General features: G+C 36.8%; 25 protein-coding genes and 1 other RNA gene. 14 read left to right on the top strand and 12 right to left on the bottom strand.

Annotated features, from left to right (window positions below; all coding sequences use genetic code 11):
• Positions 1-2 precede the first annotated feature (2 nt).
• On the bottom strand, positions 3-1,415 hold the full coding sequence (locus J5V48_RS00260) for a YuxH family protein (protein ID WP_219935750.1): 1,413 nt from the start codon (positions 1,413-1,415) through the stop codon (positions 3-5).
• Positions 1,416-1,603: 188 nt separating this feature from the next.
• Between J5V48_RS00260 and J5V48_RS00255 the strand changes: the two genes are divergently transcribed.
• Positions 1,604-2,509 carry a DMT family transporter gene (locus J5V48_RS00255; RefSeq protein ID WP_219935748.1) on the top strand — a complete coding sequence of 302 codons (906 nt, stop codon included), beginning with the start codon at positions 1,604-1,606 and terminating at the stop codon, positions 2,507-2,509.
• On the opposite strand, the gene J5V48_RS00250 is transcribed toward J5V48_RS00255, so the two are convergent.
• Positions 2,510-3,280, bottom strand: coding sequence for a hypothetical protein (locus J5V48_RS00250; protein ID WP_219935746.1), 771 nt, complete (start codon positions 3,278-3,280; stop codon positions 2,510-2,512).
• A gap of 196 nt (positions 3,281-3,476) precedes the next feature.
• On the opposite strand from J5V48_RS00250, the gene metG reads away from it, so the two are divergent.
• Both metG and J5V48_RS00240 read left to right on the top strand, forming a co-directional pair.
• The gene (gene metG, locus J5V48_RS00245; RefSeq protein ID WP_219935744.1) at positions 3,477-5,516 is read left to right on the top strand and encodes a methionine--tRNA ligase; all 2,040 of its coding nucleotides are present in this window, start codon (positions 3,477-3,479) and stop codon (positions 5,514-5,516) included.
• A gap of 60 nt (positions 5,517-5,576) precedes the next feature.
• The gene (locus tag J5V48_RS00240; RefSeq protein ID WP_219935741.1) at positions 5,577-6,953 is read left to right on the top strand and encodes an MATE family efflux transporter; all 1,377 of its coding nucleotides are present in this window, start codon (positions 5,577-5,579) and stop codon (positions 6,951-6,953) included.
• Between the two features lie 55 nt (positions 6,954-7,008).
• Here J5V48_RS00240 and J5V48_RS00235 read toward each other — a convergent pair whose 3' ends face one another.
• From J5V48_RS00235 to J5V48_RS00225, 3 genes are all read right to left on the bottom strand, one after another.
• A complete protein-coding gene (locus J5V48_RS00235) occupies positions 7,009-7,347 on the bottom strand; it encodes a P-II family nitrogen regulator (RefSeq protein WP_219935739.1) in 339 nt (112 codons plus the stop codon).
• Between the two features lie 17 nt (positions 7,348-7,364).
• Positions 7,365-8,669 carry an ammonium transporter gene (locus tag J5V48_RS00230; protein WP_219935737.1) on the bottom strand — a complete coding sequence of 435 codons (1,305 nt, stop codon included), beginning with the start codon at positions 8,667-8,669 and terminating at the stop codon, positions 7,365-7,367.
• 222 nt (positions 8,670-8,891) lie between these two features.
• Positions 8,892-9,185 (bottom strand): hypothetical protein, encoded by a 294-nt coding sequence (locus tag J5V48_RS00225; RefSeq protein WP_219935734.1) that lies wholly within the window; start codon positions 9,183-9,185, stop codon positions 8,892-8,894.
• A 211-nt stretch (positions 9,186-9,396) separates the two neighbouring features.
• On the opposite strand from J5V48_RS00225, the gene J5V48_RS00220 reads away from it, so the two are divergent.
• The 3 genes from J5V48_RS00220 (at position 9,397) to J5V48_RS10045 (ending at position 10,567) form a co-directional block, all read left to right on the top strand.
• Complete coding sequence (locus tag J5V48_RS00220; RefSeq protein ID WP_219935732.1) at positions 9,397-10,056, top strand: hypothetical protein; 660 nt, start codon at positions 9,397-9,399, stop codon at positions 10,054-10,056.
• A 71-nt stretch (positions 10,057-10,127) separates the two neighbouring features.
• The gene (locus J5V48_RS00215; RefSeq protein WP_219935730.1) at positions 10,128-10,397 is read left to right on the top strand and encodes a hypothetical protein; all 270 of its coding nucleotides are present in this window, start codon (positions 10,128-10,130) and stop codon (positions 10,395-10,397) included.
• Positions 10,398-10,399: 2 nt separating this feature from the next.
• The gene (locus tag J5V48_RS10045) at positions 10,400-10,567 is read left to right on the top strand and encodes a phage baseplate assembly protein (RefSeq protein WP_418896159.1); all 168 of its coding nucleotides are present in this window, start codon (positions 10,400-10,402) and stop codon (positions 10,565-10,567) included.
• Between the two features lie 215 nt (positions 10,568-10,782).
• Here J5V48_RS10045 and J5V48_RS00210 read toward each other — a convergent pair whose 3' ends face one another.
• From J5V48_RS00210 to J5V48_RS00180, 7 genes are all read right to left on the bottom strand, one after another.
• Positions 10,783-12,297, bottom strand: coding sequence for an L-fucose/L-arabinose isomerase family protein (locus tag J5V48_RS00210; protein ID WP_219935728.1), 1,515 nt, complete (start codon positions 12,295-12,297; stop codon positions 10,783-10,785).
• A gap of 255 nt (positions 12,298-12,552) precedes the next feature.
• Complete coding sequence (locus J5V48_RS00205; protein WP_219935726.1) at positions 12,553-13,581, bottom strand: substrate-binding domain-containing protein; 1,029 nt, start codon at positions 13,579-13,581, stop codon at positions 12,553-12,555.
• Between the two features lie 57 nt (positions 13,582-13,638).
• Positions 13,639-13,815: a hypothetical protein gene (locus J5V48_RS00200; RefSeq protein ID WP_219935724.1), complete on the bottom strand. Its 177-nt coding sequence runs from the start codon at positions 13,813-13,815 to the stop codon at positions 13,639-13,641.
• A gap of 1 nt (position 13,816) precedes the next feature.
• Positions 13,817-14,539, bottom strand: a complete 723-nt coding sequence (locus tag J5V48_RS00195; RefSeq protein ID WP_219935723.1) for a DsbA family protein — start codon at positions 14,537-14,539, stop codon at positions 13,817-13,819.
• Positions 14,540-15,727 carry a multidrug effflux MFS transporter gene (locus tag J5V48_RS00190; protein ID WP_219935721.1) on the bottom strand — a complete coding sequence of 396 codons (1,188 nt, stop codon included), beginning with the start codon at positions 15,725-15,727 and terminating at the stop codon, positions 14,540-14,542.
• An 85-nt stretch (positions 15,728-15,812) separates the two neighbouring features.
• A complete protein-coding gene (locus J5V48_RS00185; RefSeq protein WP_219935719.1) occupies positions 15,813-16,811 on the bottom strand; it encodes a BrxR family helix-turn-helix transcriptional regulator in 999 nt (332 codons plus the stop codon).
• A gap of 130 nt (positions 16,812-16,941) precedes the next feature.
• Positions 16,942-17,943, bottom strand: a complete 1,002-nt coding sequence (locus tag J5V48_RS00180) for an ROK family protein (protein WP_219935717.1) — start codon at positions 17,941-17,943, stop codon at positions 16,942-16,944.
• A gap of 405 nt (positions 17,944-18,348) precedes the next feature.
• Here J5V48_RS00180 and J5V48_RS00175 point away from each other — a divergent pair, with 405 nt between their 5' ends.
• The 8 genes from J5V48_RS00175 to fabA all read left to right on the top strand — a co-directional run bounded on the left by J5V48_RS00175 (position 18,349) and on the right by fabA (position 25,156).
• Positions 18,349-18,906, top strand: coding sequence for a 2-oxoacid:acceptor oxidoreductase family protein (locus tag J5V48_RS00175; RefSeq protein ID WP_219935715.1), 558 nt, complete (start codon positions 18,349-18,351; stop codon positions 18,904-18,906).
• Between the two features lie 2 nt (positions 18,907-18,908).
• Positions 18,909-20,153: a transketolase C-terminal domain-containing protein gene (locus J5V48_RS00170; protein WP_219935711.1), complete on the top strand. Its 1,245-nt coding sequence runs from the start codon at positions 18,909-18,911 to the stop codon at positions 20,151-20,153.
• Between the two features lie 14 nt (positions 20,154-20,167).
• On the top strand, positions 20,168-21,229 hold the full coding sequence (locus J5V48_RS00165; RefSeq protein WP_255557494.1) for a thiamine pyrophosphate-dependent enzyme: 1,062 nt from the start codon (positions 20,168-20,170) through the stop codon (positions 21,227-21,229).
• A gap of 15 nt (positions 21,230-21,244) precedes the next feature.
• The gene (locus tag J5V48_RS00160; RefSeq protein WP_219935709.1) at positions 21,245-22,873 is read left to right on the top strand and encodes an NAD(P)-binding protein; all 1,629 of its coding nucleotides are present in this window, start codon (positions 21,245-21,247) and stop codon (positions 22,871-22,873) included.
• Positions 22,874-22,982: 109 nt separating this feature from the next.
• Positions 22,983-23,300 (top strand): hypothetical protein, encoded by a 318-nt coding sequence (locus J5V48_RS00155; RefSeq protein ID WP_219935707.1) that lies wholly within the window; start codon positions 22,983-22,985, stop codon positions 23,298-23,300.
• Positions 23,301-23,538: 238 nt separating this feature from the next.
• Positions 23,539-23,719: non-coding RNA, 6S RNA (ssrS, locus tag J5V48_RS00150), on the top strand.
• A gap of 76 nt (positions 23,720-23,795) precedes the next feature.
• Positions 23,796-24,437, top strand: a complete 642-nt coding sequence (gene crp, locus J5V48_RS00145) for a cAMP-activated global transcriptional regulator CRP (RefSeq protein ID WP_219935705.1) — start codon at positions 23,796-23,798, stop codon at positions 24,435-24,437.
• A 194-nt stretch (positions 24,438-24,631) separates the two neighbouring features.
• Complete coding sequence (fabA, locus tag J5V48_RS00140) at positions 24,632-25,156, top strand: bifunctional 3-hydroxydecanoyl-ACP dehydratase/trans-2-decenoyl-ACP isomerase (protein WP_219935704.1); 525 nt, start codon at positions 24,632-24,634, stop codon at positions 25,154-25,156.
• The last annotated feature ends 222 nt before the right edge of the window (positions 25,157-25,378 follow it).

Genomic DNA, 25,378 nt, shown 5'->3' with positions numbered 1-25,378 from the left:
CACTACTTGATCATCAGCTGATATTTCTTCTGATTGATGAAGCTTTCAAGAGATGCAAGCCACATAAGTGCATTCTCATATGCAAACAAGATTTCATGGCGTGTTAAAAATTCAGAAGCCATAATACCATCAACATATTCAAGATCTAAGCATTCCATAGATGCTACAACCTTCATGATCATTGAAAAATCAGGCTGCTCTGCATATATTGCACCTAGTCTTGCATCCATACTTTCAATATATGAATTGATATTGTTTGTTGTATATGAGTATAAAAGCTCAATATTTGAACAAAGACCGATAGTAAATGCATATGTCACATCTAAAGTCTGAAGCTTTGATGTTACAAGCTCATCTACAAATTTTGCTCTTAGAAGAACCTGACGGATTGGTTCGAATTTAATGTATTTATCCTTATCAACTGGTTTTTTAAAGAATAATTCAAATTTGATCATCATAATGATACAGATAAGTCTGTGTAGGATCTCAGGATCAAGATCATACAAAGATGTTTCCATATCAATAAAAAAGCTGTCATTCTCAATGCCAACATTCAGAAAATCAAGAAGCATTATTGCTAAGGAATTGTACTCCTTGTTTCTGTTTAGGAAATCTAAAAACAGCTGATAGTTTGGTCTTGGTTGTAAAAGCTCTGAGAGTATTGCACTTATCTGCTCGTAATCTTCTCTGTTATTCTTAAAATAAAGAGAATTGAAGTTCTGTTTCAAGACTTCTTTTGGGAATGTTGGACAGCAGACGTAATCAGCTCCTGCCTCAAATGCAATCTGAGCCTTATTTATGTTGTCACAGCGATCGCAGATAATTTTGATATTTGGATATTTCTTGACAATATTCTTTGCAAGGAAGAACTGCTCTTCAATATCCTTTGACATATCAATAACAGCATAGGAGATGGTATAAATCTCTTTATACCAGTTTGTATAGACAATAGTATATACATCAGCGGCAATTGTCATTGCCTCACGGCGTAACTGATTTACCTGATGCTGAAAGGTAGGAGTTGCTTCTTGTTTTTCCTGAAGATGCAAGAAGAATCTGTTTGCAGGAAGTGGTTTTGAAAACTTTGTAATATCCTGAGTTAAAGGCAGTGATGTCATTCCAAATGCATTTTCAAATGAAAACTGCTCCAGATGACGTCTTACGTAAAAACCAATAATAATGTGTTTTACGTGTTTTTTCTGCACTTCATCAGGTCTGAAACTCTCTTCACCTGCTGTATATCTGAAATTGTAAGTAAGAACACTACCGCTTTTATTGTATACAGGAGTTCTTGTCATAATATGACATCTATCCTTAGAGCGAACGAACATAGGAGTCTTGACATTTGTTCTATTCTTCTCTACGGGGCTTATAGAAGCTGCTCCAGTTAAGCTGTTAGAATTATTTTCAGTCATGTTCTTATAATTGTGCTTTCAAGAAATATTTTTTATATCAGAATATAATACGAAAAATTTAATAAAAAACAAGTTAAGAATTAGTACTGATATCATATTTTTTTTTCTTTATATATGTATTTTCAGTACTTTGTTTTAGGTGCTAGAATATTTTTATTTAAATAATCAAACCAACATCACATAAATTTATGTTTACATTAAGGCAATACTTTCTACTTTTTCTGACAGCTACAATCTGGGGATCTGGATTTATTGGTCAGAAAATAGGAATGAACTATATTTCACCTTTTGCATTTACTTTTATAAGAACACTTATTGGTGCTCTTAGCCTTCTTTTCTTTTTAAAAACTGTTGAAACTGTTTTAAAAAAGAAGATTACGAGGCAATCCAACAGACATAAGCTTGTTTTAGGCTCTATTTTATGTGGTTTATGTCTTTTTGTATCTGAAATCCTTCAGCAGTATGGTATTGCTCAGACAGATGTTAATAAAACAAGTTTTATTACATCTCTTTATATGGTGTTTGTACCTATAATCGGTATTTTTTTAGGACAGAAACTGTCAGTTAAGATAATTATCGCAGTTGTTATTAGTGTAATTGGCCTTTACTTTTTCTCAATAAAGGACGGATTTTATTTAAGCACAGGCGATTTTCTTGTTTTACTGTGCGCCATTGGTTTTGCAATTCATATTCTTGTAATTGCATATTTCATTAAATCTGTTGATGGTGTGCTGCTCTCCTGTGGACAGTTTTTTGTAGCATCCTTTTTAGGCTTCATATTCATGTTTACAGAAACTCTGCCAACTGCATCATCTTTAGTTGATGCAGCTCCTGCTTTGCTTTATGTCGGCATCATGTCAAACGCTATTGCCTACACACTTCAGATTGTAGGCCAAAGAGGTGTAAATCCAACTATCGCATCACTAATTCTGTCACTAGAATCTGTTATGGGGGCTTTCTTTGGAGTAATGCTGCTTGATGAGAGTTTGACTTGCAGAGAAATTATAGGTGCAGCACTGATGTTTACAGCATTTGTGATTACTCAGATAAACATCAGCTTTAAAAAGAAAATATCAGTAAAACAGTCAGATTAGTTATTTGACTGTAAGCAGTCTGTACAGTGTTGAGACTGGTCTTGTATATTTGTACAGCTTTTTAAGATATTTTAGTGTATCGGAGGCTTGTGACTGTGTGAAGCCTTCTTTTTTATCTGCATAAAGAGAATAGGATGTATAAAGATATTCATCTTTTCTGTCTTTATCAGGTCTTGAAATCCATCTTTCATAATAGAATCTGTCATCAGACTGAACAGGCTCTTGAAGCGATGCTACAAAGGATGATCTTACCCAGAAGAAATTAAACCACATGATAAGGCCTTTGTTCTCCTCTTTACCATCCTCTTTGTTAGGCATGAATCCGATTTTCTGAATATCACTGTCCTTTTCAAAAAGCTCTATGGTCTTTTTGTACTTTCTGAATGTGTAATAGGTAAGAATAATCTCTCTAAATGATCTGATCCTTTCAGGATTGAATATTGAGTGTGGATTGTAGCTCATACCCTTTGTATGAAGGTATACAAGATATGGATAATCACCACTTTTTGCAAGTTCATATAGTTTGTGTATACCATAGTATTCAAACTTGTTTTCAAAGTGATATTCAATCTGCTTTATATCATATGGCAATGATTCAAAGAATGATACAACCTTATCTTTTAGCTCATTTTTCATTGAAACCTGAATGTACAGATCGGCATCATTGAAAACACCTGAGCGGGCAATGTCTCTTAGCTGACCTTCAATAAGTTTTTTATAATTCTTTTTTTCGTTGATATAAACAAAATAAACGATTGCTATTTTTTTCATAAAATCATGCCATAAAAAAGTAAACTTTAATTATTATACAAAAATCGAACATCTTTTACTCTTTAAAGAGATCTTTTAGGTTATCTTACGTGTTTTTCTGGCTACTATTTTCTATAAAGGATCAAAAAAGCTTAATTCAGGCATGACAATAGTGTAAAATACAGAGCAATTATTTGTTTTAAAAAAGAGTTTTACCATGTCAGATAACAAAACAATTTTAGTTACAAATGCACTTCCATATTCAAACGGCCCTATTCATTTAGGCCATATGCTTGAGCATATTCAGTCTGATATCTATGTTAGATTTAACAGAGCTATCGGCAATAAGGTTTTCTATGTATGTGGTGATGACTGCCACGGTACACCTGTTATGATCAAGGCAAACTCCCTCGGTATTACTCCAGAGCAGATGATCGAAATTACCTCAAAGGATCATGATGAGGACTTAAAGGGGTTCCTTGTTAAGTACGACAACTATTACCGTACTCATTCAAAAGAGAATGAGGAAATCTCTGCTTATATGTACAACAAGGCTAAAGAGAATGGTTATATTCTGACAAAGACCATCTCACAGCTTTTTGATCCTGAAAAGAATATGTTCCTTCCTGATCGTTTTGTAAAAGGCACATGTCCAAAATGCGGTGCAAAGGATCAGTACGGTGACAACTGCGAGGTTTGCGGTGCAACATATTCACCTACCGAGCTTAAGGATGCATATTCAGTTATTTCAGGTGCAAAACCAGTATTAAAGGACTCACTGCATTACTTCTTTGACCTGCCAAAGGCAAAAGATTTCCTTCATGAGTATATTAAAAACTCAGGATGCATCCAGTCAGAGATGGCAAATAAACTTGAAGAGTGGTTTGAGCAGGGCTTAAAGCCATGGGATATCTCAAGAGATGCTCCTTACTTTGGCTTTAAAATTCCAGGAACTGAAGATAAATACTTCTATGTATGGATGGATGCTCCTATAGGTTATTTTGCATCATTAAAGAATCTTTGTGAAAAAACAGGAGATAACTTTGATGATTTTGTAAAAGAAGGCTCTGATGTAAAGATGGTTCACTTTATCGGCAAGGACATTCTTTATTTCCATTCACTGTTCTGGCCTGCAACATTAAAGGCTGCACAGTTAAGATTGCCTGACAATATCTTCGTTCACGGTTATGTAACTGTAAACGGTGCAAAGATGTCAAAGTCCAAGGGCACTTTCATCAAGGCAAAGACCTTCTTGAAATTCTTAAAGCCAGAGACTCTTCGTTACTACTTTGCATCAAAGATGAATTCATCTGCTGTTGATATCGATCTGTCACTTGATGACTTCATGGCAAAGGTAAATTCTGATATCGTAGGCAAGGTTGTAAATCTTGCATCAAGAACCGCAGGTTTCATTGCAAAGAGATTTGATTCAAAACTCTCTGACAAGCCAAATAACAAAGAGCTTTTAGACAAGGCTGCATCAATTAAGGATAGCGTTATCAAGAGCTATTCTGAAAGAAACTATGCAGATGCAATTCGTACAATCATGGCACTTGCTGATGAGGCAAACCGTTATATTGATGCTATGGCTCCTTGGGTTATTGCAAAAGAAGAAGGCAAAGATGAGCTGCTTCAGGCTGTTTGTTCTGATGGTATCAACCTGTTCAGAGCTTTAATTACTTATCTGTCACCTGTGTTACCTGAGGTTGCAAAGAATGCTGAAGAGTTCTTAAACAGCACCCTTTCATTTGATTCACTTGCAACTCCTCTTTGCAACCATTCAATCAATAAGTTCAAGCCTCTATTCACAAGAATTGAAAAGACTCAGATTGATGCAATGATTGAATGCTCAAAAGAAGATCTAAAAGAAGCTAAAAAAGCTGAACAGAAAGTTGAGAATAAAACTTCTGAGTATGAGCCTTTAGCAGATCAGATCACTATTGATGATTTTGCAAAGGTTGACTTAAGAGTAGGTACTATTATTGAGGCTCAGGAAGTTGCTGAGGCAAAGAAACTGTTAAAGTTAACTGTTGATATCGGTTTTGAGAAGAGACAGGTATTTGCAGGTATCAAGCAGGCTTATACCGATGTAAACTCTCTGATTGGTCGTAAGGTTGTTCTTGTTGCAAATCTAAAGCCACGTCAGATGAAGTTTGGCTTATCTGAGGGTATGGTTACTGCAGCAGGTCCCGGTGCATCTGAGGTTTATCTGCTTTCAGTAGATTCAGGCGCAAAAAACGGTGACAGAATACATTAAAAACCAGTTATTATCAAAGGAGCTGGTTTTTACCAGCTCTTTTTTTATCTGTACACTATTATGAATATAAAAAATTATCAAACTTATAAAAAGGAAATAAAGAATCAGTTAAAACTGTTTGTTCCTTTTCTCCTGGGACAACTTTCAAACTGTGCTATGGGAACTGTTGATACAGTAATGGCTGGTCTTTATGGAACAGTTGATATATCAGGTGTTGCAATAGCATGCTCTTTTTACTGGCCTGCTTATTTATGTCTTGCAGGTGTGGCATCTGCTCTTACACCTACAGTATCACATCTTTTAGGAGCAAGAAGAGATAAGGAAATTCCTGATGCTTTTTACAATGCATTTATAGTTTGCATAATTTGCTCTTTGCTAATCATGCTGGCACTTTCACAATGCTACAGGATCTTTAATTTTATAGATGCAGATGCCGCTATGATAAAGGTTGCTACAGATTATCTTTTCTATGTGATGCTATCTATACCTGCAACTGTTGTCTTCAATCTTGTAAGAGCACTGTTTGACGGTCATTCATATATCAAACCATCTCTTGTTATATGTGTAATCATGCTGCTTTTAAATATTCCATTTAACTATATTTTCATTTTCGGAAAATTTGGAATACCTGCTTTTGGCGGTGTTGGATGTGGAATAACAAGCTGTGTCATCAACTTTATTGCTGCACTGATGTTCTATGTCTATATGAAAAAGTCAGCACTTATGCGTAATTACTTTGTTAATTACCATTTTACTTTGGATTATGTCTTTATAAAGAAATTTTTAAAGCTCTGTATCCCAATTGGTGTTTCAAGAACAATGGAAGTTGCTTGTTTTTCTCTTGCATCTGTAATTATCGCTTCATTTGGACCTATAATTGTTGCAGCTCATTCTATCTGCATCAATATTTCAAGTCTTGTATTCATGATACCTTTCTCTCTTTGCCTTACAGCAACTATTAGAACAGCTTATGCAATGGGAGAAAAAAGTTTTGAAAAGGCTCTTGTTAGCGTAAAGAGTGTCTGCTTTTTGAATATGAGTTTTCTTTTAATCTATATGAGCGCGACTTTCATTTTCAGAGAGTTTTTCGCATCCTTATATACAAATGATCCGTATGTGATTGAGCTTGCCTCATCACTGCTTGTAATTAACTGCATTTTTATGCTTCCTGACAGTATTCAGATTGTGTTTATGGGCGTTGTGCAGGGGTTCAAGGATTCAAAAACAGTTTTCCTAACTACTCTTTTTGCATACTGGATGATAGGACTTCCTCTATCATATGCTCTATCTCATGGTATCTTTATTGAGCCATTAAAGGCACATGGAATCTGGATTTCATTTACAGTAACATTGCTTATCTGTTCAATAATATATGCTCTAAGAGTAAGTTATATTTTCAGACATAAAGCAATGCCAAAACTGCTTTTAGAGTCATAATAAAAAATGCCCCAGTAAGTTATTTCTGGGGCGACTTCATATGAGAGCTTAACTTTTAAATAGCTTCTTCATTTTCTTCACTGGTTCTGATTCTGATAACTCTCTGTACATCTGATACGAAGATCTTACCATCACCTATCTTACCAGTATGAGCTGCATTGATGATTGCCTGAATTGATTTTTCCTCATCCTCATCTGCAACTACGATTTCAAGTTTGCACTTTGGAAGGAAGTCTACAACATACTCGGCTCCACGATATAACTCAGTATGTCCTTTCTGTCTGCCAAAACCTTTTACATCAGATACTGTCATACCTGAGATGCCTACTGCTGCCAGAGCCTCACGAACATCATCTACTTTAAAAGGTTTGATAATTGCAACGATTCTTTTCATAATATCTACTCCTTCGATTATAAGTTGTAACCACGCTCGCAGTGAGATGCAAGGTCAAGACCTTCTGACTCTTCATCGGTGCTTACTCTTAGACCAACTAGAACCTTAGCAAGCTTGAAGGCGATTACTGATACTACGAATGACCATACGATTGCAACTAATAAGGATACTGTCTGACCGTAAACCTGACCTGCAATTGAAGTCCATTCACCCTTGAAACCTGTACCACCTAATGATGGGTCACAGAATACACCAGTTAAGATACCACCAACGATTGCACCGATACCGTGAACACCGAATACGTCCATTGAATCGTCAATCTTTGTTAACTTCTTGAAGCCGTGAACACCCCATAAGCAAGCTAATGCTGCTACAAAGCCGATTACGATTGAACCCATAGGGCCAACGAAAGCACATGCAGGTGTGATAGCAACTAAACCTGCTAATACACCAGATGCTGTACCTAAAGTTGATGGCTTCTTGAAGATAATCCACTCAGCTGACATCCAGGTTAATGCTGCAGTTGCAGGACATAATACAGTGTTAATGAATGCAAGTGATGATACACCGTCAGCTACTAACTCTGAACCTGCGTTGAAACCCAACCAGCCAATCCACAGCAGGCAAGCACCAACATATGTTAAGCCAAGGTTATGTGGAGCCATTGCTACACGGCCTAAGTCATGACGACGGCCCAGGATATATGCACCAGTTAAACCACATACAGCAGCATTTACGTGAACAACGGTACCACCTGCAAAGTCATATGACATGAAGGTTGAATCGATGAAACCACCGCCCCAAACCTGATGAGCTAAAGGAGCATATGACAGTACGATCCAGATACCAACAGCTAATAGTAAAGCTGAGAACTTGATACGGCCTGGAGTTGCACCAATGATTAAACATGCAGAAATTGCACAGAATGCACCCTGGAAGATTACCCAAGTATACTCAGATAAGGTACCTGATAGAGAATCTAATGTGATGCCATTTAAGAACATAGTGCCAAAGCCACCGAAGAAGGCACCTAAAGCACCATCGGTTGGACCGAAAGCAAAGCTATAGCCTATGATTACCCATAAAATAACAGCAAGACAGAATACAGCCAGTGTCTGCTCTATTGTTGAAAGAACATTCTTTGAACGTGCAAGACCGCCATAGAACAGACCGATGCCTGGAATTGACATTAAAAGAACGAGCATTGCTGACATCAGAATAAATCCGTTGTCTGCTCTATCAAGTACTGCTGGTGCCTCATCAGCAAATGCTGAAGTTGCAGTCAGTGCCATTGCAGCTATTGCACTTTTACAAACTTTCATAAATATATCTCCTAAAAACAAGTCATTTTGACTATGTGTAAAAGATACGATTATGATTGTTTTTGCTCAATATTAAGGTTGTCATTTGCTCAGTTATGGTGATAAAAGGGTGCAAATGATATTTTATGGAGAGTATCCTGATTTGTTTTGGTGCACAAAAAATGGACAATTTAGGAGCACTTATAAAAAAAGAACAGTAAAAACTGCTCTTTTTATTCAACTCTATTTAGTTGTTTCTTCCTGTAGCAGAGAGTTGATTTCTTCCTTTTCCTTATAGCCTTTACCTTTTACAAGAATCACTTCTTCAAGATCTTTTACAATCTGAACTATTTCAAAAACTTCTTCTGCGGTGAAATTTGAACAGCTTTTTATAAGATAAGAATCAACTTCCATTTCAAGTAACTTAGTTTCATCCTCATTTGCATCAGCAGCTCTGATAAGTACCTTACCAGAATCATCTAAAGTTGCTGTCTGTTCAATCTTAAAATCCTGATTTTCAAATAATGGATAAAACATATAAACTCCTTGAAATGACCTGTGCAATTATACACAAATATCAATTATCAGCAACAAAGGTTTTAACGAAAGACGGCAATTTTTTATTCCGAATTTATTCATATTGAAAACAGATAGTAATTATTAATTTTGCACAAAAATCATTTATATTATGTTGTTATCTAAATATAAGTTTGCACATTTGTTCAATATGAGCTGTGATATCCTTTTGATGAGTCATAACATTGCAAGTACACTGTATTATAAAAAAGAACAGGCAAGGAATGACCTATTAAGTGCAATTGGTTTATCTGAGTATTCACAATCTGTTCTTAATTGGAAGAAAGTCTCATATAGTTCCACAGAGGCACTCACAGACTCATCATTACAACCAGTTACTTCAGTAAGCTCTCATGATAGCTCAAAGATACTTTCTGACAAACAAAGAATTGATGAAGTATCAGATGAGATTAAACGCAATATCCGTATGGCAATGATTGCTAACAGTATAGGAGCACTATCAATGATTGGCAGTGATAATGATATCAATGATGACGGTTCAGATAGGACTGTATCAGATGATACTATTCTTGCTTTAAGAAATAATCTTCTAAATGCCATTGATAATGAAATGATGCTACAAGGCAATGATGCAGGTAAGTGTTATTTACAGCTTGTTGACTGTTATACATCTGTATATAACTACATGACATCAAAGCTTAATGGTGAAAACGGCATAGATACAGTAACACTAAAACAAAGTGAGCCTGCTTTTGTTCTAGCCCATGACAGATATGGTGATTCTACAAGAGCAGATGAAATTGCACAGCGTAATGATGTAATCAATCCTCTTTTTATGCCAGTAGGTGATTTTATACTGTCAAGAAAGTGATTTTTGTATAGTAACAAATACCTCTGTAAGACTTATACTTAAAGTAAGGAATAAGAGAGTTTTTTTGTACTATGAAAAAGTTATTTATCACTTTATTTGCCGTATTTTTGAGTTTGTTTAGTATTCCTTCGTATGCTATTGCTGATGATTACTATACCTTGCCTTCGTGGGATGATGTTCCTCATGAAGATGTAATGGAAAGAAATACTAGAATTTTAAAAGAAAGTGCTAAATCTGATTGGAAACGCATTATTAGATCTCAACCAGAAGTGTTTGATATGACCATTGATGGTAAGACAAGAGAATGTTACTACGAAGGTAAAAATATAATTTGTGAGTAGATATGAATGACAATGAAGTATCTTTAACTATTGGAGGTTCAGTTTTTGAAAATTGGACCTCTTTTAGTATTACATCAGAATTAAATACAATTAGCCCTGCCTTTTCTGTAGGGGGGGGACGATGTACAAGTCAAAATCGGAAACAACCTTGTACTTACAGTCATGATTAAAAATGACAGTATTTTGTACAACTCTTAAAATTTGACTATATTGTCGAAGTAACAGTTCTTCAATCTACAAATTCAAAAACTACTCTAATGCAATTTGACGAATAGAAAAACACAGATATTCAAAAAGAAAAGATTGTTTTGAAAACAAAAGATTTATGACAGCTTAAAATAAAGATCGGGCCTAAAGCCCGATCCTGGTGACAAATTAAGGAACCTTACTTGAATGGGTTTTCTGTTGGATACAGAACGTTTGCAGGCTGATTGTAATTGATTGTTTCAATACCTAACATTCTGAAGATATCAAACAGAGCCTTACCAACATGCTTGAAAGCTACTGCACCATGGTGAGGATAACGCTTTTCAATCAGTACATGTCTGTAGAATCTTCCCATTTCCTTGATAGCAAAGATACCGATACTACCAAATGATCTTGTACCTACAGGCAATACCTCACCTTCTGCAATATATGCCTGAAGCTTGGTATCTGGAGTTGTCTGCAGTCTGAAGAATGTTACAGGACCTGGAGTTAAATCACCCTCTAAGGTACCACGAGTAAAGTCAGGAGATGATCCTTCAGGCTCTAACAGACGGTGCTGAATGATCTGGTAATTGATTTTGCCAAGCTTCATGTTGCAGTCTGTGCAGGTTGAAAGCTTACAGAAAGGTGTGTTACCGCAGTGGAAGCCCATGAAGGTGTCAGTTAACTTGTACTGAGGATACTTAGGCTTGATATCCTGTTCAAACATATCTGCAGGAACTGAATTGTTAATATCAAGTAATGTAACTGCATCATAGGTTACACATGCACCTATATACTCAGATAAAGCACCAAAGATATCAACCTCACATGCTACAGGAATACCTCTTGTTGCAAGACGTGAGTTTACATAGCAAGGTTCAAAACCGAACTCTTCAGGGAATGCAGGCCAGCACTTGTCAGCAAATACTACATATTTTCTTGAGCCTTTGTGATTCTCTGCCCAGTCAGTCAATGTAAGCTCAAACTGAGCCATACGCTCTAACATATCAGGATATGTGTTACCAGCACCAAGCTCATTTTCCATATCCTTTACAATATCAGCAATTCGGCTGTCACCTGCGTGCTGTTTGTATGATACCAATAAATCAAGCTCTGAGTTTTCCTCTACCTCTACACCTAAATCATAAAGACCTTTAATTGGTGCGTTGCAGGCAAAGAAATCCTGTGGTCTTGGGCCGAATGTAATAATCTTCAACTGTGATAAACCAATTAAGGTACGAGCTACAGGAATATAATCGCCAATCATCTTGGCAATATCATCTGCAGTTCCTACAGGATACTCAGGAATGAAACCTTTTAGCTTACGTAAGCCAAGGTTGTATGAACAGTTGAGCATACCGCAGAAAGCATCGCCACGACCATCAACAAGATCGTTACCAGTCTCTTCTGCAGCGGCTACAAACATACAAGGTCCGTCAAAGAATTTCTTTATAAGAGTCTCTGGTGTTTCAGGACCAAAATTACCTAAAAATACAACTAAAGCATTGCATCCAAGGGATTTAGCCTCTTCAACTGCCTTTAGCGTATCCTTTTCATTTTCAACTGTAACTTTGATTTCACTAATTTCAATGCCAGCTTTTTTGCAGGCATTTACCACAGCTGCACGACGTCTTTCAGATAGTGATCTGATAAAACAGTCACGTGATACAGCAATAATACCTAGATGAACATTTGGAATATTCTCTAACATGTAATGCTCCTTGTTTTATTTGTTTGTAGTTTATTTATAGATTAATAAATAACAATTTGCAAAAGATTTTTGTAAACGTTTACGTAAAAAGAGAAAAAAGAAAACAGAATTTAATAGCAGATCACATTTTCCTTTATTTTTGAGTAGTTATTGATTGAATTAAGAAGAATAGAAAAACTTTTTTTTGGTATAACTGAAAATATTTTTCATAAAGAAAACCGGCATACTAAGCCGGCTTACTTTTTATAAAGATAATTAAAGATTTTTTATTAGATCTTTCATATTTTTCTTTGTGACAATCTTTGGTTCACAAAGATATGACGGTACAACGTATACTCCATTATCATATGTTGTTGTATCGTTAATTTGTGGTTCTTTACCTTCTGCAATAGCCTCAACCATCTCAACAACCACACTAGACAGATCGTCTGGATTTTTTAAGATTGTCATTCCCAACGCACCCGACTTTACAAGCTCTAAGCCTTCAGGGGATGCATCCTGTCCTGTGATAACAGGCATATTGCTATCTGTAAAACCTTCTCTTTTAAGAGCGGATACAATACCTAAAGCAATACAGTCAGCAGGGGCTAAAACAGCATCAAGTCTTTCACCACTTGGTCTGTAATTGTATTGTTCAATCAGTGATGACATACGCTTGGCAGCTTCCTGTGTACTCCATGCTGGAGTCTGGATCACTTTAGGATCAATTTGTTTAGATCTGATAACAAATTTTCCGCTGTCCAGATGAGGCTGAAGATACTTCATTGCTCCGTTAAAAAAGTATCTAGCATTGTTATCATCGATACTGCCATAGAAAAGCTCAATATACTTAACATCATCTGATGCATAAGGTTTTAATCTTCCGATAAGGAATCTTCCTTGCAGCTCACCTACTTTTGCATTATCAAAAGTTGCATAGTAACTTACAGCATCAGTACCTGTAATCAGTCTGTCATAACTGATAACCTTAATATTCTTTTGCTTGGCTTCTTTTAACACCTCTGTAAGAGCAGCACCATCTATACTGCCGATTACAAGTGCATTGCATCCTTCGTTAATAACTCTTGCAATCTGACGCTGCTGCAATGCTACATCAGCATCTCCGGCAAAAAACAGTTCTGCTTGAAAGCCTGCGTTTTTCATTTTCTGTTCAAGAACAAAACCATCGTTATACCACCGAGTCTCGTTCTGAGTCGGCATCAGAAGACCTACCTTATAGGCATATGATGTATTAAATGAAATAGAAAAAAGAAAAAATGCTAGTAAAAAGAATATCTTTTTCATAAGCGTTTTAAGTGTTCCAGGTGAATTTATAATCAAGCAATACAATTAAGATGACATCTATCTGTTTTTATCAGATAACTTATCTAATGTCTTCTGTCTTAACTGCTCTCTTTTAGTTAGTATAGTTTTAAGTTGCCCATTTTCAAGCTTCTTTTGCTCCTTTATAGAACTATATACTGTACCAACAACAAATAGTAGAGGTATGAGCAGAATTAAAAGTAGAGAAAATGACATGCTAATCCTTAAGTAAAGCCTTTAACTGTTCATAATCTCTAAATGCACCTCTTAACTCTTTACCATCAATAATCAGATAAGGAGTACCTGAGATCTTAAGATTTGTACTTTGAGCTATTGATTTTGAAATTCTCTCATGTGGTCTTTTTGACTTAAGTTCAGTTACTACCTTATTAAAATCAACATTGTACTCTTTGCAAAGTTTTTTTAAGGTATCTGTATCAGCACTTCTATATCCTGGGGTCATAAAGTACTTGTGGAATTTGAAATAAGCTTTTTTATCGATATTGTATACAGCCTGAGAAAAAACAGCAGACTGACTTGATTCTTCCTTGATGATAGGAATATTTACATAGATAATCTGTAGATCGAATTCTTTTAATGCTCTTTCAAGCATTGGTTCAAGAACTTTACAGTAACCACAGTTAAAATCAAAAAACTCAACAATATAGTGTTTTGCTCTGCTTGTATTTATCTGAGGAAGTGTGCTGTCATTTCTTAGTGCAATACCAGCATTTTTTACATTATTTGCCTGAACTGCCTGCTCATCATGTTCAAGCTTTTGCATAGCTCTTATGATGATTTCAGGATGTGTGGAAACATACTCATCGATGATACTTTCAATCTTTGCCTTTGTCTTTGCATCAATATCATCAATTTGAGCATAACAAAGAGGACTTAGACAAAGTAATGAAGCTATTAATGATCCTTTAAATAAGTTCATTTATCTTTTTAACCTTTTTGATAGTTCTAAAAACACTAATGCAAGAATAGCACAGATTAAAAGATTAAATGCTAGAGGAATCATTGAATTTTCACCAAAAATTCCGACAAAAGGTGAAATTAGTGATCCTATAACAAAGTACATAACACCAAAAATTCCTGATGCAGCTCCTGCTCCACCTTTTTTAAACTCCATTGCAATACTAAATCCACAGGACATTGAAAATCCCATCATGGAACAGTAAACGCAGAACACAAGAAGTATTGGAATAAAAGACTGAGGTGGACAAATGGCAATAATCATTGCAATAAGTCCTGATACAATCATAAGAATGATTGCACATCTTGAGGTATTGATATTAGAAAAGCGTTTTGCAAATGTTCCTGAAAAAGGAGCTATTGCAGATACACATAAAGACACAAGAGCAAATGTAAGTGAATACTCAAATGGTGTAAATCCGTAAATACTCTGAAAGACGAATGGAGATGCAGCAAGATATGAAAAAAAACCTCCCATAATCATTGCAAAAGCAATACATACAAGCATAAATCTTACATTAAAAAGATCTGCTTTCATAAGCACTATCGAATCCTTTATGCTCTTTGCTCTTTTGTTCTTATCTAAAGATTCATCGACAAATAAAACAGTCTGCAATAGGAGAAGTACGCCCCATCCTGTGAGTACATAAAAAAGAGCCTGCCAGGGGACAAATGAAATAATGAATGAGCCAATTATAGGTGCAAGAATAGGAGCAATAGAATTTATTGCCATTAAAAATGACATGAAGGATGTAAGCTTATATCCTCTAAATTTGTCACAAGCAATCGATCTTGTAAGTACTATTCCTCCAGCAGCGGACATTCCCTGTACAAGTCTGAACAAGATAAAACTCTCTGCACTGTTTGCTATTGAACATAAAAAAGATGATATGACAAAAAACAAAAGAGTTACGACAAGAGGTTTTACTCGACCATAGACATCAGAGATTGGTCCAATAAGAAACTGACCTAGTGCAAGTCCAAAAAATGAGGCTGTAAGTGATAACTGTACAAGAGATGCGGATGTATCAAAATAATCTTTTATAGTTGGCAATGATGGAAGATATAAGTCTGTACACATAGGTGCAAAGGCGCATAACAGACCTAAAGTTACAACATATGCTGCGTATAGAAATTTCTCTTTAAACATATTGTTTTGAAAAGATAACTGTTAAAAAGTGCGTCAATCTTACCAGAAAGTAAAAAATGGCAGCAAAGCTGCCATTTTTTGAAGATTATTTCTTGTTATTAAGACCTAATTTTTCGTATACCTCATCCTCATTTATAAGAACAAGATGTCTTTCATAATCTGGCAGTGCCTTAAACTCTTTTGCAACCATAAGGTTTCTTAATGCATAGAATCCTAAAGCTTTCTTTACCTCATATTCAAGTATGCCATCCTTCTCAATACCGTAGTCCATTTCAATACCACGTCTAGAGCCTTCATCAAGGGCAGGATTTGCCTTTAACTTGAATACTACAATCTCATTCCAGTCTTTATCATCCTTGCCACCAGTACCGATTTCCTTAAAACCGTTACCAATAGGATCAGGGAAACGATCAGATGGAGCTGCTGTACGAGGTTTTTCTGTTGATACTATTCTTGTAAGAACATAGTCCTTATAAGTATGTGAATCATAGCAGTATGCTCTTACATGCCAGCGCAGACCGTTAAAGCCAAATGAATGAGGTGCAATCAGATAGTCATCTTTCTTGTTTGATGATACAGAACTGTAAACAATGTGAAGTACAAGATGAGCTCTCATGGCATCAATAAGGTTACACATAATCTCTGGAGATACGATCCTTCTTGGATTATGTAATGATGCAACACCAACATCAGGGGTAAAACCAAAGAAACAGCGATCTGCATCTAGCTGATTGGTTGAAACCATCTTCAGATCAGAAAAGAATGTTTCAGGTGAACATCTGTTTGGGAAAATAGGAATAAAATCATCTGCTCTTACATAAACTTTCAGATGCTTATCATAAATAAGATTTGTTCTTGAAGGTTTTGCCTTTTCAACAAGCTCTCTGTAATAGGATAAATCAAGTGAAGCCTGAGGAACTGAAATATTGAAAAAAGAAACCAGATCTGCTCTATTGATTTTTCCATCAACGCACAGTCTGAAATCAATAAATTCAATTCTTCTTAATCTAGACCATTTGTTAGCCGCTGTACATGTTTTTTTATCATCTTTCACAAGTGATGCAATTTTTTTTGGTCGTGCCATAGAACTCCCTTTGATGATTTATTCCAATACTATATTGTTTATGCAATTATAGTATATTTTTTATTTATTCATAAGCATATTTTAATTTTATTTGACAGCTTCTCTAGGCTGAAGCCAGGTGAGCTGTCAACTATAGTGACTCCAGTTTTTCAAGGCACATTGAAACCATTCCTGATACTGTATCTTCACGAAGAACATCTGAGATTTCAATTTTAGGCAGCAAAGCCTCCTCAGCAGGCGTTGAAAGTTGTTTTCTCAGTCTGTCAATAAGTCCTGGTTTTAAACTTTCAGTATAGATTGAAACATATCCTGGATTTAACACACACATAATTGCTCTAATAGTTCTTATAGCAAGATCGTCGGCTTGTAATGATTCAATTGGAAGAACACCAACATCGTTATACATAGGGAAATATCTGATTTCACCTGCCATACCATCCTTACCTCTTAGAACCTGACCGTTGTAACAGAATCCGCAGCTTGGAATTTTTCCCGGTATCAGAATAATTCCAGATACACATTCTTGATCTTTTAGTCTCTTGTAACAACCAAGAGTTGCAGCATTAATATCAGTTTCAAAGAAAACAGGAAGATTAAACTGTATTTCAAGATGAGATGAAAGTCTTGATGCATGTGAATCATGACGAATAGCAGAGCCAACACGGCCACCCACGTCATCTGACGGCATGGAAACACCAATGACTGCAATTTTCTTGTATCTATCGATATAACGCTCCATACCGTTTTTAAATTCATTAGTATAAGTCTGCTTGTCATCGATAAGCTCTTCTCTACGCTCTAAGCATTCACCAAAAAGATTATGAACTGAATAGCCTACATATTTATGACCTGAGCGATGATATACAGAAAGAATCAGTATGAGTTTGTTCATCTCATTAAATCTGTATGTTGCAGCTGGTCTTCCGTTTAAACTGCAGCCTTTGTCACCTTGAATGACTTCACCTGAACTTATAAGAAGGTTTAGCAACTTATTTATAGTAACAATACTAAGACCTGTTTTTTCGTGTAGAACAGATGTTGTTGATACCTGTTCATCATGAAGAGCTTTTCTTATTAAATGAAGATTCTGTTCTCTAATAGATTTTGAGGTAATGGTCAAATTTTTATGCATAATATTGAAACCAAGTTATTAAACTAGGTTTAATAATACATTTTTTTTAATAAGATCTCAAATTTAATCGCAGTGATTTTTTATAGTTAGTTATAACTAACATTAAAAAACATCTCAATATATACGGTTTATTTTATAATTTTATTGTACGCATATTTTATATAGCTATTTGTAAATAATTTTTTTTATAACATTCAATTAAATTATATATTTTCTTATAAATCATATAAATATCTTAGAAAACAGCTTATTTATCGCGTTTGACAATTCTAAATATTCAGTAAAACTTTTTACATCTTCATTTTCGGGCTGTACAAAAAAAATTTGTCAAATAACAAGTAAGTTCTAAAATTATTTTTAGCGGCGTAATTGCCATTTTCATAACACACTAGATAAGGAGCCGTAATGCTTCAGATTAGATTACATGGCCGTGGAGGCCAAGGTGTTGTGACCGCAGCAGAAATGCTAACACTTGCAGCTTTCTACGAAGGCCACTTTGCACAAGCTTTCCCAAGCTTTGGTTCAGAGCGTACTGGTGCACCTGTTGTTGCCTATGCTCGTATTGATAACAAAGAGATCCGCACACATGAGCCTATCTCTAATCCTGATGTAGTTATTATTCAGGATAAGACACTGCTAGGTGCAGTTGATGTGTTTGCAGGTTTAAGTCCAAACGGATTCGTTATCATCAACTCAAAAGATGAACCATCAAAAGTTGTTCCAGAAATTGTTGCAAAACTCCCTGTTGGACACGTATTTACAGTACCAGCTACAGATTTTGCCATGCAGAAGATTGGCAAACCTCTTCCAGGTGCCCCAATGTTATCTTCTTTAGCAGCTGTAACAGATATTCTAAAACTTGAGTCTGTACAGAAGGCTTTCCAGTCAAGATATCCTGGAAAAATCGGTGATGCTAATGCAGAAACTGCTGCACTTGCCTATAACTTCATTAAAGGAGAATAGTAATGTTAAAGCAGATTGAAGGCTCATTAGGTGTTGCACAGGCTGTTGCACTATGTCGTCCTGGTGTCGTTTGTGCCTATCCTATTTCTCCTCAAACCCACATCGTTGAGAATCTTGGTAAGTTCGTAAAGGAAGGCTCATTAAAGGACTGCGAGTTCTTGAACGTTGAGTCAGAATTCTCAGCAATGTCAGTTGCAATCGGTTCTGAAGTTGGTGGTGTAAGAACCTACACCGCAACTGCCTCTCAGGGTCTTTTATTTATGACTGAAGGTGTTTATTCAGCTTCAGGTTTAGGTCTTCCAATGGTTATGACCGTAGCATCCCGTGCTATCGGTGGTCCTATCAATATCTGGAATGATCATTCAGATTCACTCTCTCAAAGAGATTCTGGCTGGTTACAGTTATTCTGCGAATCAAATCAGGATGCAGTTGATACACACATCATGGCATTCAAGATTGCAGAAGAAGTTGGATTGCCAGTTATGGTATGTATGGATGGTTTCGTACTTACACACGCATTTGAGCGTCTTGATATTCCTGATCAGGAAACTGTAGACAAGTTCCTTCCAAAATATGAGCCTCGCGAGTTTATCAATACAAAAGAGCCTGTATCAATAGGAGCTATGGTAGGTCCTGAGGCCTTCACAGAGGTTCGTTTCTTACAGCAGCGCAAGATGGCTAAAGCTCTTTGTGTAATTGAGAAGGTTACAAAAGAGTACCGCGAACTTACAGGATCCAAGTCAGGTGGCTTGCTTGACTGCTATAACTGTGAGAATGCGGATATCAAGCTTATTATCATGGGTTCAACTGTTGGTACTGCTAAAGATGAGGTTGATCGCCTAAAGACTCAGGGTATCAATGTTGGTATCATTTCCTTAAAGAGCTTCCGTCCATTCCCATATGCCGCAATTAAAGAGGCTATCGGTGATACCAAGCAGGTAATCTGTATTGAAAGAGCTTTCTCATTTGGTGCAAGAGGTATTGTCTGCCCTGAAGTCAAGAGAGCTATGGAAGGCACAAACTGCGATGTTAAGACTGTTGTTGCAGGTTTGGGTGGTCGTCCAATCTTTGGTACAACTATCAATGGTATCGTTAAGGATGCTTTAGCTGGCAAGTTCACAGAAGAGTTCACATGGTACGATATCGATACTAATGTTCTTAACAACAGTACTCTAAAAGATGAGAATGTTTCATTCTCTCAGGGTCCTATTGCTCAGTCTGTTCTTGAAAAATCAGTCAAAGCTTAAGCAGGAGATGACAAATGTTAGAAAAGATTAAATTTTACCAAACAGGTTCAAATACCGTTGGTAACCGTCTGATCACACCTGCTATGAGAACCATTCAGGCATCAGTAGACAGACCAAATTCATTAACCTCAGGCCACAGAGCCTGCCAGGGTTGCGGTGAGGCATTAGGCGCAAGATATGCAATTGATGCTGCAATGAAGGCAACAAACGGTCAGATTATGATCGTCAATGCAACAGGCTGTCTTGAGGTTTTCTCAACACCTTATCCAGAATCAGCCTGGAGACTTCCATGGGTGCACTCATTATTCGGTAATGCTGCATCAGTAGGTTCAGGACTTGCAGCAGCTGCCAAGGTAAGAGCTCAGACTAATGGTGATAATGTAGTTCCAAGAATTATCGCACAAGGCGGTGACGGTGGTACCACTGATATCGGTTTTGGTCCTCTATCAGGTATGTTTGAGCGAAATGATGATGTTTTATACATCTGCTATGACAACGAAGCATACATGAATACCGGTGTTCAGAGATCATCTGCAACACCACCTGCTGCACGTACCGCAACAACTCAGCTTGTTGGTGACAAACCAGGTGCAGACTGGGGTAAAGGTAAGGATGTACCTTTAATTGCTATGGCTCATGGTATTCCTTATGTTGCTACAGCATCTGTAGGTGACCTCAGAGATCTTGAGTACAAGGTACAAAAGGCAATGAGTTTCCATGGCGCAAGATACATTCAGATCTTAGTACCATGTCCTCTTGGCTGGGGTCTATCATCAAATTCAACTGTTACAGCTGCAAGAATGGCAATGGAAACTGGTTTCTACCCTATTTATGAAGCTGAATACGGCAAGATTACATCTGTTCGTAAGATCCGTCAGGTACAGCCTGTAATCAACTATCTGAAGATGCAGCGCCGTTATGCTCACTTAACAGGCAAGAAGGCTGATCCTAACGTACTTGCAAGACTTCAGGCTCTTTGTGATGCAAATATTAAGAACTTTGGTTTGGTTGATGGTACCGATGTTACCGATCAGCCAGTTGCAATGCAGGCTTATGAGCGTAGTCAGGCTGTATAAAGGAGATAGTGAATTATGATGAAAAAAGCTTTTGCTGTTACCCTTGATCCAGCTACATCACATCAGAATCATACTGGTTCATGGCGTACACTTCGCCCTGTAAATGTTTACAAGTTACCTCCATGTAACAATCAGTGCCCTGCAGGAGAAAACATCCAGCAGTGGTTATTCTATGCTGCAGAAGGTGATTACGAGCATGCATGGCGTATTTTAACTGAAGAAAACCCAATGCCAGCATGTATGGGCCGTGTCTGCTATCACACCTGTGAAGGCAAGTGTAACAGAGGTTTTCTTGACGAATCTGTTGGTATCAACTCAGTTGAGCGTTTCTTAGGTGACTATGCTTTAGAGCATAATCTGTCATTCAAGCGTCCAACACGTGAAACCGGCAAGAAGATCCTTATTGTTGGTGCAGGTCCTGCAGGCTTATCAGCAGCATACCAGCTAAGACGTTTTGGTCATTCTGTACACATTGTTGAAATGGGTAAGGAAGCTGGTGGTATGATGCGCTATGGTATTCCTACATACCGTCTGCCAAGAAACATTCTTGATGCAGAAATCAAGCGTATCACTGATATGGGTGTTACCATCGAATGCGGCAGAAAGATTGACGATATCGAGGCTGAAAAGAAAAACGGCAAATATGATGCTGTTATCATTACAATCGGTGCTCAGATATCATCTAATGTCGAAATTCCACAGGGTGATACCAACCACGTTTTAAATGCTCTTTCAATCCTTGGTCAGATTGAGACCACTGGTGATGTTCAGATTGCAAGAAAGGTTGCAGTTTACGGTGGTGGTAATACTGCTGTTGACGTTGCCCGTTCATTACGCCGTATCGGTGCTGAGCCTGTTATTGTTTACCGTCGTAACCGCGAAAACATGAAGGCTAACGATGAGGAAATGGATGCTGCTATCGAAGAAGGCATTCAGGTTAAGTGGTTATCAACAATTTCTGAGGCATCAAAGAACAATCTTAAGATCGAAAAGATGGCTATTGATGAGAACGGCAAGTTAAGCCCTACTGGTGAATATGAAGATTTACCAGCAGATGCAGTTGTACTTGCATTGGGTCAGAACGTTGACAAGGCTGTTCTTGATAAGATTGAAGGTCTTAAGTTTGAAAAGGACAACATCATCATCAATGAAGAGACAAAGATGACATCAGTTGATGGTATCTTTGCAGCAGGTGACGTTGCTACATCAAACCGTACAGTAACAAATGCAATCGGTATGGGTAAGAATGCAGCCCGTGGCGTAAATGCTTACTTAAACGGCCAGACATACAAGAAGGCTTTAAAGCATGAAATTGCAAAATTCGAGGATATGCATCCTTGGTACTATACAGATGCTCCAAAGACAGTAAGACAGGAACTTGAAGTTGCCCGTCGTTCAAACTGCTTTGATGAGGTTCAGTTCGGTCTAACCGAAGAGAATGCTATATTTGAAGCACGCCGCTGTCTGTCATGCGGTAACTGTATGGAATGTGATAACTGTTACGGTGTATGTCCTGACAGTGCTATCGTAAAACTTGGACCTGGTAAGGGTTATGAGTTCAACTACGATTACTGTAAGGGCTGTGGTGTTTGTGCACAAGAATGTCCTTGCGGTCACATCAGAATGGTTCCTGAACAGATCTAATCTATAAAAATGACACAAAGGGGCAGTAAACTGCCCCTTTTTGGATATGGACATAAGATATTTACTCTTCAGAATTAAATGCCTGTGTGTATCTGATTTCAGATACAATATGATCTCATCTATTCTAAATTCAAATGAACCTGAAACTTTTTGCAGAAGCATGTTAAAAGATTTTGGATTTAATAAAAAGCATGAGAATATTGTTAGAATAGAATTTCGAAAAATCATACAGGATGCATACGATAATCATGTTCCACTTGCAGATGAGCTGTTAAACAATCAAACTGCAGAGGATGCCTACCTGGCTCGTCAAAAATATCTGTCTAAATTTATGGATTCTGGAATTTTTAGTTCTGAAATTATTAATATTTTTCTTTGTCTTTTTATAGGTGCAATCTGCATAATTTGTGTACTGCTCTTTTCATAATTCTGCATTTTAAAAAATCTATCTTATTGAAATTAAAGATATTTAATAGATTTGTTATCCTACTAAATCTCCTTATTACGCAAAAACGCTCAAAATTAGAGCTATACCACATATAAAAATTTGGTATACATCACAATTATCTTTAGCAGGACCAAAAAAGTCTTTATAAATAACAATTTTAAATTGTTAGTAATTATTGGTTTTGTTATCATAAACATATGGTTAGATAACCAAAAAGATAACCCTGGGGTGACATCTAGTAATTTGCACCCTGAGCCGATATCTATAGACTGTGACTGCTTATATGCTGTGGTGTGCAGGCCCGGATTGCCCGCGGAAGCCTAAACTTCATACTGTGGTCAAACTTGAACGCTTTGGTTCAAGGAGTCATGAATTACGGATTCATTTCTGGGGCTTAGTTGATACTCATTTAACTCAGCAGAACATATGAGTGTTATTTTTATCTGCTGACATGAAAGCAAACAGAGAGAAAAAATGTCACCAATTATTAAACCACAGACTGACACAACTATTAGCTGGTTCCTAAGTCAGTGCCATATTCATAAGTACAACGCAAAAAGCACAATTATTCACGCTGGTGAAAAGGCTGAGACCCTTTACTACATTTCAAAAGGTTCTGTAGCTGTGTTAATTAAGGATGCTGACGGTCATGAAATGATTCTAAGCTACCTAAATCAGGGTGATTTTATTGGTGAAGTAGGTCTTTTTGATGATTCTGAAAATCCAAAGCGTACAGCCTGGGTTAAAGCAAAGACTGCATGTGAAATTGCTGAAGTATCATACAGCAAGTTCAAGCAGTTAGTTCAGGTAAATCCAGAAATTCTAATGAGACTTACAGCTCAGATCTCTCACAGATTATCTGCAACATCTGCAAAGGTTGGTTCTCTTGCTTTCTTAGATGTTACAGGTCGTATTGCAAAAACACTAGTTAACCTTGCTCATCAGCCAGAAGCAATGACACATCCTGATGGTATGCAGATTAAAATCACCCGTCAGGAAATCGGTCAGATTGTTGGCTGTTCACGTGAAACTGTAGGACGTATTCTCAAGATGATGGAAGAGGATCACCTCATTACAGCTCACGGTAAAACAATTGTTGTTTTCGGAACACGTTAAACTGATTAGGCCACTTAAACCATGTATTTAAGTGGCCAAAAAATGCTTGATCTATTTGATTTGAAAATATATCATTACCTGAGCAGATCTTATACAACTGCTCTATTTTTTTTATAGAGCCAGTAAAAATTATATACTGAAAACTACCCTCAAAATGTCATTGTTTGACATTTTTTATAATATAGGAGCACTAAATGGCCTCATTATTAGAGAGAGGAATTCATTCTTTTGACAAGAATGATCTACTTGCTTGTTCACGCGGAGAATTATTTGGACCTGGTAACAGCCAGCTTCCAGCTCCAAATATGTTAATGTTCGACCGTATCACTGATATTCAGAATGAGGGTGGTGATTATGGTTTAGGTTATGTTAAAGCTGAGCTTGATGTAACTAAAGATTTATGGTTCTTTGGCTGCCATTTCCCAGGTGATCCTGTAATGCCAGGCTGCTTAGGCTTAGATGCTATGTGGCAGCTTGTTGGATTCTTCCTTGGTTGGAGAGGTGGTCCTGGTAAAGGCCGTGCTTTAGGTGTTGGTAAAGTTAAATTCAAGGGCGAAGTTTTAGATACAGCCAAACTTGTAACCTATGAGATTCAGTTAAAGAAGATCGTTGCTCGTGGTAAGCTATACATGGGTGTTGCTGATGGTAAGGTATTTGTTGATAACGAGCATATCTACACAGCAGAAGATCTTCAGGTTGGTTTAATTCCAAACAAGTAATTTAAAGATTATCTATAAAGACGACTCACAAATGTGGGTCGTTTTTTTTGTTCAATAATTTGTTTTCATAAAAAAAAATTTCAAATTAACATCTTTCCTATAATCTTCATTAGTGCTTAAAATCTCAAATCTGAAATTTCAGATAATATTAAAAATATGCACATTTACGATCTTTTTGCACAGTTTTCTTTCTATTAATTATGCTATAAATCAATATGATAA

It is taken from the genome of Succinivibrio faecicola (assembly GCF_019448115.1).
GTDB lineage: Bacteria > Pseudomonadota > Gammaproteobacteria > Enterobacterales > Succinivibrionaceae > Succinivibrio > Succinivibrio faecicola.
Note: the sequence above shows the minus strand (reverse complement) of the source record. Positions and strands in the feature narration are given on the sequence as shown.

What these genes read in the sequence shown, in the direction of transcription:
- J5V48_RS00260 (WP_219935750.1), bottom strand. Translation starts at nt 1,415, where the DNA reads ATGACTGAAAATAATTCTAACAGCTTAACTGGAGCAGCTTCTATAAGC.
- J5V48_RS00255 (WP_219935748.1), top strand. Translation starts at nt 1,604, where the DNA reads ATGTTTACATTAAGGCAATACTTTCTACTTTTTCTGACAGCTACAATC.
- J5V48_RS00250 (WP_219935746.1), bottom strand. Translation starts at nt 3,280, where the DNA reads ATGAAAAAAATAGCAATCGTTTATTTTGTTTATATCAACGAAAAAAAG.
- metG (WP_219935744.1), top strand. Translation starts at nt 3,477, where the DNA reads ATGTCAGATAACAAAACAATTTTAGTTACAAATGCACTTCCATATTCA.
- J5V48_RS00240 (WP_219935741.1), top strand. Translation starts at nt 5,577, where the DNA reads ATGAATATAAAAAATTATCAAACTTATAAAAAGGAAATAAAGAATCAG.
- J5V48_RS00235 (WP_219935739.1), bottom strand. Translation starts at nt 7,347, where the DNA reads ATGAAAAGAATCGTTGCAATTATCAAACCTTTTAAAGTAGATGATGTT.
- J5V48_RS00230 (WP_219935737.1), bottom strand. Translation starts at nt 8,669, where the DNA reads ATGAAAGTTTGTAAAAGTGCAATAGCTGCAATGGCACTGACTGCAACT.
- J5V48_RS00225 (WP_219935734.1), bottom strand. Translation starts at nt 9,185, where the DNA reads ATGTTTTATCCATTATTTGAAAATCAGGATTTTAAGATTGAACAGACA.
- J5V48_RS00220 (WP_219935732.1), top strand. Translation starts at nt 9,397, where the DNA reads ATGAGTCATAACATTGCAAGTACACTGTATTATAAAAAAGAACAGGCA.
- J5V48_RS00215 (WP_219935730.1), top strand. Translation starts at nt 10,128, where the DNA reads ATGAAAAAGTTATTTATCACTTTATTTGCCGTATTTTTGAGTTTGTTT.
- J5V48_RS10045 (WP_418896159.1), top strand. Translation starts at nt 10,400, where the DNA reads ATGAATGACAATGAAGTATCTTTAACTATTGGAGGTTCAGTTTTTGAA.
- J5V48_RS00210 (WP_219935728.1), bottom strand. Translation starts at nt 12,297, where the DNA reads ATGTTAGAGAATATTCCAAATGTTCATCTAGGTATTATTGCTGTATCA.
- J5V48_RS00205 (WP_219935726.1), bottom strand. Translation starts at nt 13,581, where the DNA reads ATGAAAAAGATATTCTTTTTACTAGCATTTTTTCTTTTTTCTATTTCA.
- J5V48_RS00200 (WP_219935724.1), bottom strand. Translation starts at nt 13,815, where the DNA reads ATGTCATTTTCTCTACTTTTAATTCTGCTCATACCTCTACTATTTGTT.
- J5V48_RS00195 (WP_219935723.1), bottom strand. Translation starts at nt 14,539, where the DNA reads ATGAACTTATTTAAAGGATCATTAATAGCTTCATTACTTTGTCTAAGT.
- J5V48_RS00190 (WP_219935721.1), bottom strand. Translation starts at nt 15,727, where the DNA reads ATGTTTAAAGAGAAATTTCTATACGCAGCATATGTTGTAACTTTAGGT.
- J5V48_RS00185 (WP_219935719.1), bottom strand. Translation starts at nt 16,811, where the DNA reads ATGGCACGACCAAAAAAAATTGCATCACTTGTGAAAGATGATAAAAAA.
- J5V48_RS00180 (WP_219935717.1), bottom strand. Translation starts at nt 17,943, where the DNA reads ATGCATAAAAATTTGACCATTACCTCAAAATCTATTAGAGAACAGAAT.
- J5V48_RS00175 (WP_219935715.1), top strand. Translation starts at nt 18,349, where the DNA reads ATGCTTCAGATTAGATTACATGGCCGTGGAGGCCAAGGTGTTGTGACC.
- J5V48_RS00170 (WP_219935711.1), top strand. Translation starts at nt 18,909, where the DNA reads ATGTTAAAGCAGATTGAAGGCTCATTAGGTGTTGCACAGGCTGTTGCA.
- J5V48_RS00165 (WP_255557494.1), top strand. Translation starts at nt 20,168, where the DNA reads ATGTTAGAAAAGATTAAATTTTACCAAACAGGTTCAAATACCGTTGGT.
- J5V48_RS00160 (WP_219935709.1), top strand. Translation starts at nt 21,245, where the DNA reads ATGATGAAAAAAGCTTTTGCTGTTACCCTTGATCCAGCTACATCACAT.
- J5V48_RS00155 (WP_219935707.1), top strand. Translation starts at nt 22,983, where the DNA reads ATGATCTCATCTATTCTAAATTCAAATGAACCTGAAACTTTTTGCAGA.
- crp (WP_219935705.1), top strand. Translation starts at nt 23,796, where the DNA reads ATGTCACCAATTATTAAACCACAGACTGACACAACTATTAGCTGGTTC.
- fabA (WP_219935704.1), top strand. Translation starts at nt 24,632, where the DNA reads ATGGCCTCATTATTAGAGAGAGGAATTCATTCTTTTGACAAGAATGAT.